Origin of the sequence: Verrucosispora sp. TAA-831 (genome assembly GCF_050780145.1) — a bacterium.
GTDB lineage: Bacteria > Actinomycetota > Actinomycetes > Mycobacteriales > Micromonosporaceae > Micromonospora.
The window spans coordinates 372,536-385,504 of the sequence record NZ_CP192240.1 but is presented as its reverse complement, the minus strand read 5'-3'; the positions used below and the strand labels follow the sequence as shown (position 1 = coordinate 385,504).

Sequence of the window (12,969 nt, the reverse complement as noted above, 5' to 3'; positions counted from 1 at the left end):
GGGACGGCACCGCGTCAGCCGGCGGTGCCGTCCCGGCCCCGACGTCGCATCGGGGTCGCGGTGTCCATCGCCGCGACGAGGTCCTCACGGGCGCGGGCCACCCGGGACCGGATCGTGCCGACCGGTACGTCACACACCTGGGCCGCCTCGGCGTAGGAGAGCCCCAGCAGTTGGGTGGCGACGAACGCCTCCCGCCGCTCGTGCACGAGCCCGTCCAGCAGGCCGCGCAGCACCACCTGCTCGTCCACGGCGGCCTCGACGCCGGCCGAGGTCGCCTCGGCGGCGGACTGCCAGTCGGCGAGGTTGGCGGTGCGGGGCCGGGACACGGCCGCCCGCACCTGGTCGACGGCGACCCGTCGGGCGATGGAGAGCAGCCAGGTCCGGGCACTGGAGCGGCCGGCGAAGGAGGGCAACGCCCGCCAGGCCCGCAGGTACGTCTCCTGGACCAGGTCGTCGACCTCGCGCACCCCGGGTAGGTGCGCCAGGAACCGCCGTACGTCGTGCTGCGTGGCGCACACGAACGCGGCGGCGGCGGCCTGGTCGCCCCGCCCCGCGGCGAACGCGTACCCGCTGATCTCGTCGGTCACGGCAGTCATCGCCGAATTGGTCGCTCGGGTGCCCGGGTTGGTTCCCGGCGACATCCGGAAAATCATCGACGCGCACGACACCGCCGGGCCGACATACGGCCCGGCGGTGTCGTGTGGCGCGGTCCGGTCAGCTCCGGAAGGCGTCCTTGATCTTCTCGCCCGCCTGCTTGATGTTGGCGCGCATCTGGTCGCCGCGGCCCTCGGCCTCCAACTGCTCGTTGTCCGTGGCCCGGCCGACGCCTTCCTTCACCTTGCCGGTGGTGTTCTCGGTGGTGTTGTTGAACTTGTCCTCGAAGCCCATGTCAGCCTCCCGGGGTATCGGCTCAGCTCTTGCTACACGGGTCAGGTACCCAGCCGAACCGCACCGGAACCATCCCGGTTCGAAGAAATCGGTCGGAAGCGGCGTAGCCGCAGACTGTTGGCCACCACGAAGACCGAGGAGAAGGCCATCGCCGCACCGGCGATCATCGGGTTCAGCAGCCCGGCGGCGGCCAGCGGCAGGGCCGCCACGTTGTAGGCGAACGCCCAGAACAGGTTCCCCTTGATCGTGCCGAGGGTGCCGCGGGCGAGCCGGATGGCGTCCACCGCCGCCAGCAGGTCGTCACGGACCAGGGTCAGGTCGGAGGCCTCGATCGCCACGTCCGTACCGCTGCCCATGGCCAACCCCAGGTCGGCCTGGGCGAGCGCGGCGGCGTCGTTGACCCCGTCGCCGACCATCGCCACCGCCCGGCCGTCGGCCTGCAACCGCGCGACCACCTCGACCTTCTCGGTCGGCAGCACCTCGGCGATCACCTCGTCGATGCCGACCTCGGCGGCGACCGCCCGCGCGACGGTGGTGTTGTCGCCGGTGAGCAGCACCGGGGTCAGGCCGAGGGCGCGGAGCCGACGGACCGCCTCCCGGCTGGTGGGCTTGACCTGGTCGGCCACCGCGAGCATGCCGCGCGCCCGTCCCGCCCAGCCGACCAGCACGGCGGTACGTCCGGCCGCCTCCGCCTCGGTCGCCGCCCGCACCAGGTCCTCGGGTACGTCCATCCCCCGCTCGCGCAGCAGTCGGGAGCGGCCGAGCAGCACCGCACGGCCGTCCACCGTGCCGGTCACGCCCAGTCCCTCGGCGTTGGCGAACCCGGTGACCGGAGGCAGTTCGCCCGACTCGGCGGCGCCGGCCACGATCGCCCGGGCGATCGGGTGCTCGGAGCCGGACTCCAGCGCGGCGGCCAGCCGCAGCACCTCGGCCCGCTGCTCACCCTCGCCCGGGTGGACGTCGAGCAGGGTCATCCGGCCGGTGGTGACGGTGCCGGTCTTGTCCAGCACCACGGTCTCCACCCGCCGGGTGGACTCCAGCGCCTCCGGTCCCTTGATCAGTACGCCGAACTGCGCGCCCCGCCCGGTGCCGACCAGCAGCGCGGTCGGCGTGGCCAGGCCCAGGGCGCACGGGCAGGCGATGATCAGCACCGCCACGGCGGCGGTGAAGGCCGCCGTCGGTCCGGCACCGGACCCCAGCCACCAGCCCAGCGTGCCGACGGCCAGGGCGATCACGATCGGGACGAAGATCCCGGAGATGCGGTCGGCGAGCCGCTGCGCGGCGGCCTTGCCGGTCTGTGCCTGCTCGACCAGCCGGGCCATCTGGGCGAGTTGGGTGTCGGCACCGACCCGGGTGGCGGTGACCACCAGGCGGCCACCGGCGTTGACGCAGCCGCCGACCACGGTGTCGCCGACCCCCACCTCGACCGGTACCGACTCACCGGTGACCATGCTGGCGTCGACCGCCGAGGTGCCCTCGTGCACCGTGCCGTCGGTGGCGATCTTCTCGCCGGGCCGCACCACGAACCGGTCCCCCACCGCGAGTTCGTCGACCGGGATCCGGATCTCCATCCCGTCGCGCAGCACGGCGACGTCCTTGGCGCCCAGCTCCAGCAACGCCCGCAGCGCCGCGCCCGCGGTGCGCTTCGCGCGAGCCTCGAAGTACCGACCGGCGAGGATGAACGCGGTGACTCCGGCCGCCGCCTCCAGATAGATGTGGCCGGTGCCGTCGGTCCGGCTGATCGCGAAGCTGAACGGGTGGGTCATGCCGGGCGTGCCGGCGGTCCCCAGGAACAGCGCCCAGACCGACCAGCCGAACGCGGCGAGCGTGCCCACCGAGACCAGCGTGTCCATGGTCGCCGCGCCGTGCCGCAGGTTGACCAGGGCGGCCCGGTGGAACGGCAGACCGCCGTAGACCACCACCGGGGCGGCCAGCGTCAGCGACAGCCACTGCCAGTAGGTGAACTGCCAGGCCGGCACCATGGCCAACGCGATCACCGGCACGGTCAACACCACCGACACCCAGAGCCGGGTACGCAGTACCCGCAGCTCGTCCACCGGCTCGGCGGCCGGCGGCGGATCCTGTCGGGGCGGCGGCACCGCCGCCGTGTAGCCGGTCTTCTCGACCGTGGCGATCAACTCCTGCGGGGTGACCGGGTCGGCGTAGGAGACGGTGGCCTTCTCGGTGGCGTAGTTGACGCTGGCCTGCACGCCGTCCAGGCGATTCAGCTTCTTCTCGATGCGGGCGGCGCAGGACGCGCAGGTCATGCCGCCGATGGACAACTCGATCAGGTTCGCTGCGGTGGGCAGGGGTCGACTCGTGGTCATGGCTGGTCCCTCAGTCGTGCCCGTGTCCGGGCGTACCGTGCCCGTCGTGCGGTGCGGCGGTGGGGCCGACCGGGACGTGCACCGGATCGCCGACGTGCACGGTGAACTCGGCGGTGCGTACCACCCCGCCGTGGCGGAAGTCGAGATAGAGCCGGTAGGCACCGGCGGACGGGAACTCGGTGGCGAAGCTCACCCGTGGCCCGGGTGGGGTGTGCCCGTCGCCCGGCACCCCCTCCGGGTGCACGTGCAGGTACGCCAGGTCACCCTGCCGCAGCGCGACCAGGTGCCCGTACGCCCCGAGGTACGGCTCCAGGTCGGTGACGGGTACGCCGTCGCGCGCGACGGTCAGCGTCAGCGTGGACGGGTGGCCCGGCTGCGGCGTGCCGTCCAGGGTCACCGTGTAGCCGTCGACCGTGGCGGTGCGGGCCGGGGCGGGCAACGGCTGCTCGGTCAGCGCGCCGGGGACGGTCACGTCGACACCGAGCGTCAGCGGCTCGTCGCCGGTCGGGGTGAAGTCGGCGAACGCCCGCCACACCCCGGGCCCGGTCAGCGGCGTGGCGACCCGCCAGGTGCCGTCCGGCGTCAGCTCGGGGTGCACGTGGCGGAAGCCGGAGAGGTCACGCCGGGCGACGATCAGGTGCATCGGCTTGTCGTGCACCACGTCGTACCCGGTCACCGGCCGGTTGTCCGGCCCGGTGATCCGGAAGGCGAACTCCCCGGCCGGGGCGTCGACCGGCACGAGGGTGTGGCCGCGCTCGGAGACGAGCAGCCCGCCGGGCAGGTGCCCGGCCGCGCCCGCGTCGTGTCCGGCGTCCTCGTCGTGTCCGCCCTGGTCCGGCCCGTCGCCGTGACCGGCCGCGCCCACGTGGCCGGGCACGGCGATCGGGTCCGTCGGGCCGGTCACCTGACCCACCCCGTACGCGGCGGCGAACACCGCCGCGAGGCCGAGCGCGAAGCCGCTCACCTTCGTCGCCATGTTCATCGGGTCACCTCGGTCTCCGGTCGCCTCAGGCGGCGACCAACTCGTAGCCGGCCTCGTCGACGGCGGCCCGGACGGCGGCCGGGTCCAGGGGCTGCTCGCTGGTGACGGTGACCTGGCCGCTGGCCAGGTCGACCCGGACGTCGGCGACGCCGGGGAGCGCGCCGACCTCGGCGCTGACCGCGCTGACGCAGTGGCCGCAGGTCATGCCCTGCACCTGGTACGTCGTGGTGACCATGGCAACTCTCCTCTCCGGGCCCGTCCAGCCGGGCCGGGCACCCCGTCGAATACCCTCGGGGGGTATCCACGACGGTGACCGTACCATACCCCCAGGGGGTACGTTATCCTCGTGTTCATGAGCACACCCGCGCAGATCCGTGGCTACACCGCCAGCAAGGACCAACTGCTCGCCCGGCTGCGTCGTGTCGAGGGTCAGGTACGCGGCGTGGAGAAGATGGTCGACGAGGACCGCTACTGCATCGACGTGCTCACCCAGATCTCCGCGATCCAGGCCGCGCTGGACAAGGTCGCGCTCGGCCTGCTCGACGGGCACGCCCGGCACTGCATGCACGAGGGCGCCGCCGAGGGCCGCGCCGACGAGATGGCCTCCGAGATGATGGCCGCCGTCGGTCGCCTGATGAAGCGCGGCTGACCCGCCCCACCCGTACGCCCGGCCGGGTGTCGTCTCCCCGGCACCCGGCTTGCGACACACGCTCGCGACCTGCGTTCCGATGCCGATCTGGCTACCATTCGCCACGATGGCCAGCCGGACCCGCCCGCACGGTACGCAGCCATCCTGCCACGCTCGGGCCATTCCGGATGCCCGCCGCGGCGGCCTGTCGGCGTCGCTGAACCATCTCGACCGCCGGTACGTAGTTCGCCTTGGAATCGTTGGGAGACAATGAATGGGCGCCGACCACACCCGTTCCGCTCCGCCCACCCCACCCCGGGTGCGGCGGATCCTCATCGTGACGGTGGTCCCCCTCTTCCTCGTCACCCTGGTCGCCGCGCTCGTGCTCTGGCCCTCGGACCCACCCCGACCCGAGGCCGCCGACGACCTGCCCCGCTACCACGGCACGGTCACCCGGGTGGTGAACGAGCCCTGCCCACCGAACCCGGTCGTGCCCGAGGGCACCCCGACCACGGCCGGGCGGCAGTGCGGCACGGTGACCGTCCGGGTCGACAGCGGCCCGGACGAAGGTCAGGACGTGCAGACGCCGCTGCCGGACGGGCCGGGAGCGCCCTCGGTCAGCGTCGGCGACGCGATCATCCTGGTCTCCCTGATCGATCCCGAGGACCCCTCGATCAGCTCCTACAACATCGCCGAGCACCAGCGGGGCAAGCCGCTGATCTGGCTCGCGGTGCTGTTCGCCGCCGCCATCGTGGCCTTCGGACGGCTACGCGGCCTGGCCGCGCTGGGCGGCCTGGCGGCCAGTTTCGCCATCCTGATCACCTTCGTGCTGCCCGGCATCAGCGCCGGTCAGCCGCCGCTGGTGGTGGCCATCGTCGGCGCGGCACTGATCATGTTCGTGGTGCTGTACCTGACGCACGGCATCTCGGCACAGACCTCGGTGGCCGTCCTCGGCACCCTCGGCAGCCTGGTGCTCACCGGCCTGCTCGGGCTGGCTGCCACCCGGGCCACCCACCTGACCGGCTTCGGCAGCGAGGACGCCACCACGCTGTCCATGTTCCGGGGCGACGTCGACCTGCACGGCCTGCTGCTCGCCGGCATCATCATCGGCTCGCTCGGCGTGCTCGACGACGTCACGGTGACCCAGGCCGCCGCGGTGACCGAGCTGCGGCACGCCAATCCGGGTTTCACCCGCCGGGAGCTGTACCGGTCGGCGACCCGGGTCGGCCGGGCCCACATCGCCTCGGTGGTGAACACCATCGTGCTGGCGTACGCGGGCGCGTCGCTGCCGCTGCTGCTCCTGCTCACCGCCGACAGCCGCGCGCTCGGCCAGATCATCACCAGCGAGTTCCTCACCCAGGAGATCGTCCGCAGCGTGGTGGCCACGCTGGGGCTGGTCGCCGCCGTACCGCTGACGACCGCACTGGCCGCGCTGGTGGTCACCGCCGGGCGGCGGGACACGCCGGAACCCGGCGGCCCCGACGACGGGCCGGACGGCGACGGTCCCACTCCCCCGACTCCCCGGCCCGGCATCGACCGGACCGAGGCCCTGCACGCGCTGAGCACCGCGCGTGTGCGTGACACACCCCCCGCCACCGGATCGCGGTGGCCCGACCCGGACAGGAGCACGGACACCACATGGTGACACCCCGCAGCGTGACCGCCCCTGCCGACACGGTTCGTGCCCGTGTCGTTGGTCACTCATCGCGATTACGAAATGACGCATCTGGCCGGGTTCGGGGCGTAGAGACTGACATCGACCGTCGGGTAACCTCACTGCCGGTCACCGCCGAAGGCGCGCACCGGCGCCTGCGGTGCCACCGCCCAATCGCCGCGAGGCGAGCCGGGGACCCAGGTAGGTGGGGTGAATCCGCGTCAGCGGTAGGGGCCACTTCCGTTCCGAACCCGTCAGCTAACCCGGTCGGCGGTCGATGGAAGGGAAAGAAGTGACGGCACCCCTACGCCGCTGGATGACACCCGTGGTGGCCGTGTTCGCCGCGTTCGCCGTGTTCGCCGGCCCCCTGCCGGCCATGGCCGCGCCGAACCCACCCGCTCCGGCCGAGCACGACGACGACCCGCCGATGCTCAACGACCTGATCGAGTCGGCGAACCGCGACTTCTCCAAGGCCAAGAACCAACTGGACAAGTCCAAGAAGCGACAGCTCAAGCTCGACCTCGAACTGCGCCGCGCAGAGGCCGACCTGGAAGCGCTCAGGCCACAGGTCGCCGAGATCGCGACGCAGTCGTACCGGACCGGCCGGGTGGGCGCGATAGCGATGTTGTTGCAGAGCAACGCTCCGGACTCGTTCATGGACCGGGCCTCCGCCCTCGACGAGTTGAACCTGTTCAACGACAAGAAGTTGGGCGAGGTCAACACGGTCCGGGAGCGCGCCGACCGGGCCAAGCTCGCGTCCGACGCCGAGGTGCGCGAACAGCAGAAGCTGACCAACGACATGGCGCGCAAGAAGACCGAGGCGGAGAAGTCGCTCCGCCTGGTCGGTGGCGAGAGCCTGACCGGCGGCCTGGTGGCCGCGACCTCGCCGGTCGCCCGGGTGGCCCCGAACCGTGCCTCGGACGGGAGCTGGAAGCCGGAGTCGTGCAGCCAGAACGACCCGACCACGTCGGGCTGCATCACGCCGCGCACGCTGCACATGTACAAGGAGGTCAAGCGCGCCGGCTTCAACCGCTTCGTCGGCTGCTGGCGGCCCGGTGACAAGTTCGAGCACCCCAAGGGCCGGGCGTGTGACTGGTCGTTGCAGAACAGCGGGTTCAGCCCCTGGCACAACAACGACACCCGGATCTACGGCAACAACCTGGCGGCCTTCCTGGTCCGCAACGCCGACCGGCTCGGCATCTACTACGTGATCTGGAACCGGCAGATCTGGTTCCCGACCGAGAACCGGTGGCGGTCCTACAGCGGCCCGTCCAACCACACGGACCACGTGCACGTGTCGCTGCTCTGAGCAGCGTCCCGGTGACCCGCGAGGGCCGCTCCGCCGTCCGGCGGAGCGGCCCTCGTCGTACGTGTCGGTGCGTGGCCCGGCGGGTCAGCCCACGGGCGTGACCACACCCGCCATCTCGGCGGGCTCCGCCGCGACGGTCCGCACCTCACCGGCGGCCAGCCGGTACGACATGCCCACCACCGCGCACCCGCCCGCGGCCACCTCGGCGGCCAGCGCCTCGGACGACTCCAGCATCGCCTCGACGGTCTGCGCGATGTGGATGTCGACGATCGCGTCCAGGTCGTCGATCCCCGCCTGCTCGGCCCGGCGCAGGCTGGGCACCACCGCGTCCACCACGGCACGCAGGTGCCCCGACGGCGCGGTGCCGGTGGCCGCCGCAGCCCGGGCCGCCTGGACGGCACCGCACGAGTCGTGCCCGAGCACCACCACCAGCGGCGTACGCAGCACGCTCACCGCGTACTCGACGCTGCCCAGCACCTCGGGGCCGATGGTGTGTCCGGCGGTCCGGATCACGAAGAGATCACCCAGCCCACGGTCGAAGATGATCTCCGCAGCGAGCCGGGAGTCGGAGCAGCCCACGATCACCGCGAAGGGGTGCTGCTCGGCGGCGACCGCGGCCCGGTGGCTGGCGTTCTGGTTGGGGTGCCGCAGCGTGTCGGTGACGAACCGACGGTTACCGGCGATCAACTCGGCGAGGGCCCGCTCCCGCGAGCCGGGAAGGTCTGCGGTCAGGTACTCGCGTTCGGGACCGGGCTGGGCCCCGATCGTTCCGGGTCGACTCATCCGGCGTCACCTCGTCTCTCGGTGGAATGCCTGGTCATCCCGGCCGGCGCTGGCCACGGACCGCCACCAACCGTCACACGCAGCGCAAGGCACGTCAAGCTATGCGTGATCTGCATTTCATGTATTCCAGAACGCTTGCCAATCGCAGCGTACGGGCGCGAGCGCAGCCCCGGAGCGTGACGGGGGCAGGCCATACGATGGCGGGCATGGCGACCTCAGACGAGCGAGAAAGCACCCGAAACTGGACTTTCTTGACAAACCATGCACACGTGCTGCTCGCCATCGCCCGCAACCCGACCGCCCGGCTGCGCGACGTCGCCAGCGAGGTGGGCGTCACCGAACGCGCCGCCCAGGCCATCGTCGCCGACCTGGAGGCGGGCGGCTATCTGCACCGCACCCGGGTGGGTCGCCGCAACGAGTACACCCTCAACCCGGCCGGCCGGTTCCGCCACCCGGCCGAGGCCGACCGCCAGGTCGGCGACCTGCTGGCCCTGTTCACCGACTGACCCGACCTGCCATCCACAGTGGACTACGTGGCGTGGTTCACCGACCGGATTCCGCTCGGGCCCATGCGTTCTGGGCACGGGGACGATAGGTTGGACTCGTGTCGTCCGTCGCGCTCGCCCGTCCCCTGTGGCCGGCGACGCTGCGCACGTTGCGGGAGCTGACCCGACTCGCGCTGGCCGCCCTCGTGCTGGCGGTCGGCCTCGGCACCGCCGCCGACCTGCCGCTGCGCCCGGCCGGCGACCAGACGGCCCACGCCGTCGCCGGTCATCACGCCTGGTCCGTCACCGCCGACCTGCCGACCTGGCCGGGCACCGTCGCACCGGTCACCGAGCAGGTGCGGGCCTCCGGCACGCTGTCGACGTCACCGACGCAGCACACGGCCCCGACCGCGCCGCCGACCCGGCCCGCGCCCTCCGCCGGGGCCGGCTCGGCCGCCACCACCACGGTCCACCGGCTCGCCGCGCCACGCCCCGCCGTCGGCCACGGCGAGCCGACCCGGCGCGGCCCACCGGCCGCCTGACCGACGGCCCGCCTCAGGACGCCCCACCGGCCCACGCGACCGTCCGCCGACCCGGCCCGAACGCCGGACCCGGCCGACGCACCGGCGCCGACCGCCCCGGGCACTCGCGGACCCGCGCACCGTCCTGTCGCCGCCTCGGCGACCACAGACCTTCCCCCAGTCGACGACCCTCATCCGACCGCGAGAGGTGTTGATGATGCGAACCGCTCTCTCCCACGTCCTGCCCGACGTCCCCCTGGCCGCCGTGATCTGGCTGAGCCTGCTCGGCGTGGTGATCCTCGCCATCGCCGCCCTGCTGCTGCGCCCCCGCCACCTCCTGCGGTTCGACGCGGGCGCCCGGATCCGCGAGGCGGCGCTGCCGAGTCGCACCGAGCACACCGAGGAACAGCGGGACCAGGATCGCTGGGCGGAGGAGGTGGCCGTCGCCGCCGACCGGGCCGACGCGACGGCCCGTCGCCGCCGCGAGGAGTGGCTCACCGCGCAGGACGAGGCCGAACGAGCGTGGCAGACGTACGAGAAGGCGGAGGCGGACGTCCGCCGGCTCACCGCGGCGACCGGGATGCCGCTGCCGCAGACCCCGCGCACCCCCGCCGAGTACGCCGACCGGGAGCGCTGGCTGCACCGGGCGGCCATGGAGGCGTACTGGCGGCGGGAGCTGTCGGTGGAACAGCTCAGCGACGTCTTCGCCCACCGGGGCTGGGACCCGCGACTGCACCCGGTCGAGCAGGAGCTGGCGCTGCGCCGGGCGGTACGCGACCACCTCTTCGCGCGCCAGCAGGCGGCCCACGAGCAGGCGCAGGAGCGCTGGCGAGCCGCCGAGCTGGCCGCCGCAGCGGCACGCAGCCTGCGCGACGAGGCCCTCTCCGCACTGCTGCCGCAGGTCGATGAGCGCGAGTCGGTGCTGCCGTTGACCGCGCTCGGCGGCGTCGAGCAGACCCGCGAGATGCCCATCGTGGTCGGTGGGCGGGCGGCACCCGCGTACCGACCGGTTCTGCCGTGACAGGCAGATAGCGCGAACCTCCTCCGGCGCGTCGAGCGGGAACCTAGCGTGGACCGGTGTCGGACGGGCACCGTCCGGGTACCGACCTCGCCGGGAAGAGGAGGCCGACGTGGTCGCACGGGGTGACGGGCTCAGGCCCGAGGAGTCGACGCGGCGCAGTGCCGGGCCGAGACAGACCTGGGCGGCCCTGCCCTGGCTGGTGCGTACGGCGGTGGTCTGGAGCGCCTGCCTGGTGGTCATCGCCGCCGGCCTCTACCTGCTGGCCCGGATCACCATGCTCGTCACGCCGCTGGCCATCGCGCTGGCCGCCACCTTCTTCCTGGCCGCGCTGCTCGATCCGGTCCAACTCGCGTTGCGCCGCCTGCGACTGCCCGCCGCGCTGGCCGCCCTGCTCACCGTCCTGCTCCTGCTCGGCGTCCTGTTCGGCGTGGGCGTGCTGGTCTGGAACATGACCGCCGGCCAGTTCAGCGAGCTGGGCGACGAACTGCGGGAGGGCCTGGAACGCAGCCGCGACTTCGTCACCTCCACCCTGCCGGTCACCGACGAGCAGCTCGACGGCCTCGTCGACCAGCTCCGCCAGGCGCTCAGCCAGCAGGAGGTCGACCCGGTCGCCAGCGCGCAGACGGTGGCCGAGGTCTTCGGCTCCATCCTGCTCGCCCTGGTGCTGCTCTTCTTCCTGCTCAAGGACGGCCGGTCGATGTGGCACTGGACGCTGCGCCGGGCGGGTGGACCCAACCGGGAGATCGCCGCCGAGGCGGGCCGCGTCGGCTGGCGCACGCTCGGCTCGTACAGCCGGGGCACGATGCTGATCGCGGCGATCGACGCCATCGGTATCGGTCTGGCGCTGGTGCTGCTCGGGGTGCCGTTGGCCTTCCCGCTGGCGTTGATCACCTTCTTCGGCGGCTTCGTGCCGATCATCGGCGCCACCGTGGCCGGTGCGGTCGCGGTGCTGGTGGCGCTGGCCGCCAACGGCCCCACCACCGCACTGCTCACCCTGGCCGCAGTGATCGCCGTGCAACAGATCGAGGGCAACCTGCTCGAACCACTGATCATGAAGCGGCAGGTCCGGTTGCACCCGGTGGTGATCCTGCTCGCGGTCACCGCCGGCACGCTCATCGCCGGCATCGCCGGTGCCTTCGTCGCGGTCCCGATCGCCGCCGTCGTCTGGCGGGTCGTCGACAGCGTGCAACAGCAGCGCCAGACCGCTGCGGCGAAGCAACGGTGGTCGAGGATCATCCGGGGGCGCACGGCTCGGTCCCGGGCCCGCCGGACGGTCCGCAAGGTCTGACCTCAGCTTCGCGCATAGACCCGAGGATTCAGGTGGTCGCGGAACCAGCCGGCCGCCGCGTCGGCCACCTGTTCCAGCGTCCCGGGTTCGGCGAAGAGATGCGTCGCACCGGGCACCACCCGCAGCTCGGTCGGCGCGGTCATCCGGTCCCGGGCCTGCTCGTTGAGCGTGATCACCTGCTCGTCCCGGCCGCCGACGAGCAGCAGGGTGGGGGCGTGCACCTCGCCCAGGGCGGCTCCGGCCAGATCGGGCCGACCGCCTCGGGACACCACGGCACGGACCACGTCGGGCCGCCGCGTCGCCGCGATCAGGGCGGCGGCGGCACCCGTGCTGGCGCCGAAGAGGCCGATCGGCACCGCGCCGAAGGGCCGCTCGGCGACCAGCCAGTCCAGGGTCGTGGCCAGCCGGTCGGCCAACAGTCCGATGTCGAAGCGCAGCTCGGCGGTGACCGCGTCCACCTCGTCCTCGTCGGAGGTGAGCAGGTCGACCAGCACGGTGCGGAGCCCGTCCGAGGTGAGCCGGTGGGCCACCGAGACGTTGCGGGGACTGTGCCGGGAACTGCCGCTGCCGTGCGCGAACAACACCGCGCCGGTCGCCCCGGTCGGCACCAGCAGGTCGGCTGTCAGGTCCACCGCACCCGCCGGGATCGTCACCTCGCCACCGCGTACGTCCATCTCGCCTCCCGGCCCCTCGCATACCCCGGTCGGCGCACCGCACGCGCGTTTGTGGCTCGGGACGGCGGGTAGCCGACGGGAGACCGCAGACGGACCGACGCCTGTGGCGTCGGCGAGCAGATCGCGAGGACCGTCATGCCGCATCACCGTGAGCCCGTGCAGAAGGCCGCCGATCGCGAGCGGCGCGAACAGGACACCCGACGCGGACGGGACTGGGCGGACGAGGCGGCCCAGGCACGTGACGCCGACGATCCCCGGGCGAGGACGCCGCACGACGCCACCGGCCGCCCGTCCCAGGGCGAGCCGATCTGAGCGGCGTCGACCGACGGTCCGCCGGTCGAGCAGACCGGCGGACCGCTGATCGAGCAGACCGGCGGACCGCTGATCGAGCAGGTCGACGGGTCGACGG

15 protein-coding genes and 1 riboswitch are annotated in these 12,969 nt (G+C 72.8%); of the genes, 8 read left to right on the top strand and 7 right to left on the bottom strand.

The genetic code is table 11. The features are described from left to right. Nucleotides 1–14: 14 nt before the first annotated feature. The 5 genes from ACQVFL_RS01795 to ACQVFL_RS01775 form a co-directional block, all read right to left on the bottom strand. The gene (locus ACQVFL_RS01795) at nt 15–596 is read right to left on the bottom strand and encodes a sigma-70 family RNA polymerase sigma factor (protein ID WP_431728436.1); all 582 of its coding nucleotides are present in this window, start codon (nt 594–596) and stop codon (nt 15–17) included. A gap of 118 nt (nt 597–714) precedes the next feature. Then, on the bottom strand, nt 715–888 hold the full coding sequence (locus ACQVFL_RS01790) for a CsbD family protein (protein WP_396692211.1): 174 nt from the start codon (nt 886–888) through the stop codon (nt 715–717). Between the two features lie 41 nt (nt 889–929). Continuing rightward, the gene (locus tag ACQVFL_RS01785; protein WP_431728435.1) at nt 930–3,215 is read right to left on the bottom strand and encodes a heavy metal translocating P-type ATPase; all 2,286 of its coding nucleotides are present in this window, start codon (nt 3,213–3,215) and stop codon (nt 930–932) included. A gap of 10 nt (nt 3,216–3,225) precedes the next feature. Then, nucleotides 3,226–4,197 carry a hypothetical protein gene (locus ACQVFL_RS01780; protein WP_431728434.1) on the bottom strand — a complete coding sequence of 324 codons (972 nt, stop codon included), beginning with the start codon at nt 4,195–4,197 and terminating at the stop codon, nt 3,226–3,228. A 25-nt stretch (nt 4,198–4,222) separates the two neighbouring features. Then, nucleotides 4,223–4,432: a heavy-metal-associated domain-containing protein gene (locus ACQVFL_RS01775; RefSeq protein ID WP_396692208.1), complete on the bottom strand. Its 210-nt coding sequence runs from the start codon at nt 4,430–4,432 to the stop codon at nt 4,223–4,225. A 117-nt stretch (nt 4,433–4,549) separates the two neighbouring features. Here ACQVFL_RS01775 and ACQVFL_RS01770 point away from each other — a divergent pair, with 117 nt between their 5' ends. From ACQVFL_RS01770 to ACQVFL_RS01760, 3 genes are all read left to right on the top strand, one after another. Continuing rightward, nucleotides 4,550–4,846 (top strand): metal-sensitive transcriptional regulator, encoded by a 297-nt coding sequence (locus tag ACQVFL_RS01770; RefSeq protein ID WP_431728433.1) that lies wholly within the window; start codon nt 4,550–4,552, stop codon nt 4,844–4,846. Nucleotides 4,847–5,099: 253 nt separating this feature from the next. Then, a complete protein-coding gene (locus tag ACQVFL_RS01765) occupies nt 5,100–6,470 on the top strand; it encodes a YibE/F family protein (RefSeq protein ID WP_396692207.1) in 1,371 nt (456 codons plus the stop codon). A 166-nt stretch (nt 6,471–6,636) separates the two neighbouring features. Then, nucleotides 6,637–6,768, top strand: a riboswitch (cyclic di-AMP (ydaO/yuaA leader). A 3-nt stretch (nt 6,769–6,771) separates the two neighbouring features. Continuing rightward, nucleotides 6,772–7,788: a coiled-coil domain-containing protein gene (locus ACQVFL_RS01760; RefSeq protein ID WP_396692206.1), complete on the top strand. Its 1,017-nt coding sequence runs from the start codon at nt 6,772–6,774 to the stop codon at nt 7,786–7,788. A gap of 84 nt (nt 7,789–7,872) precedes the next feature. Here the strand turns inward: ACQVFL_RS01760 and ACQVFL_RS01755 are convergent, their stop codons facing one another. Then, nucleotides 7,873–8,571 carry a carbonic anhydrase gene (locus tag ACQVFL_RS01755; RefSeq protein WP_431728432.1) on the bottom strand — a complete coding sequence of 233 codons (699 nt, stop codon included), beginning with the start codon at nt 8,569–8,571 and terminating at the stop codon, nt 7,873–7,875. A 197-nt stretch (nt 8,572–8,768) separates the two neighbouring features. Here ACQVFL_RS01755 and ACQVFL_RS01750 point away from each other — a divergent pair, with 197 nt between their 5' ends. From ACQVFL_RS01750 to ACQVFL_RS01735, 4 genes are all read left to right on the top strand, one after another. After that, a complete protein-coding gene (locus ACQVFL_RS01750) occupies nt 8,769–9,077 on the top strand; it encodes a helix-turn-helix transcriptional regulator (RefSeq protein ID WP_350696112.1) in 309 nt (102 codons plus the stop codon). A gap of 98 nt (nt 9,078–9,175) precedes the next feature. After that, a complete protein-coding gene (locus ACQVFL_RS01745) occupies nt 9,176–9,598 on the top strand; it encodes a hypothetical protein (RefSeq protein ID WP_431728431.1) in 423 nt (140 codons plus the stop codon). 193 nt (nt 9,599–9,791) lie between these two features. Continuing rightward, nucleotides 9,792–10,598 carry a hypothetical protein gene (locus tag ACQVFL_RS01740; protein WP_431728430.1) on the top strand — a complete coding sequence of 269 codons (807 nt, stop codon included), beginning with the start codon at nt 9,792–9,794 and terminating at the stop codon, nt 10,596–10,598. A gap of 109 nt (nt 10,599–10,707) precedes the next feature. Beyond that, on the top strand, nt 10,708–11,886 hold the full coding sequence (locus tag ACQVFL_RS01735) for an AI-2E family transporter (protein WP_431728429.1): 1,179 nt from the start codon (nt 10,708–10,710) through the stop codon (nt 11,884–11,886). Between the two features lie 2 nt (nt 11,887–11,888). On the opposite strand, the gene ACQVFL_RS01730 is transcribed toward ACQVFL_RS01735, so the two are convergent. Beyond that, nucleotides 11,889–12,560: a dienelactone hydrolase family protein gene (locus ACQVFL_RS01730; protein ID WP_431728428.1), complete on the bottom strand. Its 672-nt coding sequence runs from the start codon at nt 12,558–12,560 to the stop codon at nt 11,889–11,891. A 135-nt stretch (nt 12,561–12,695) separates the two neighbouring features. Between ACQVFL_RS01730 and ACQVFL_RS01725 the strand changes: the two genes are divergently transcribed. Next, nucleotides 12,696–12,872, top strand: coding sequence for a hypothetical protein (locus ACQVFL_RS01725; RefSeq protein WP_396692200.1), 177 nt, complete (start codon nt 12,696–12,698; stop codon nt 12,870–12,872). Nucleotides 12,873–12,969: the final 97 nt, after the last annotated feature.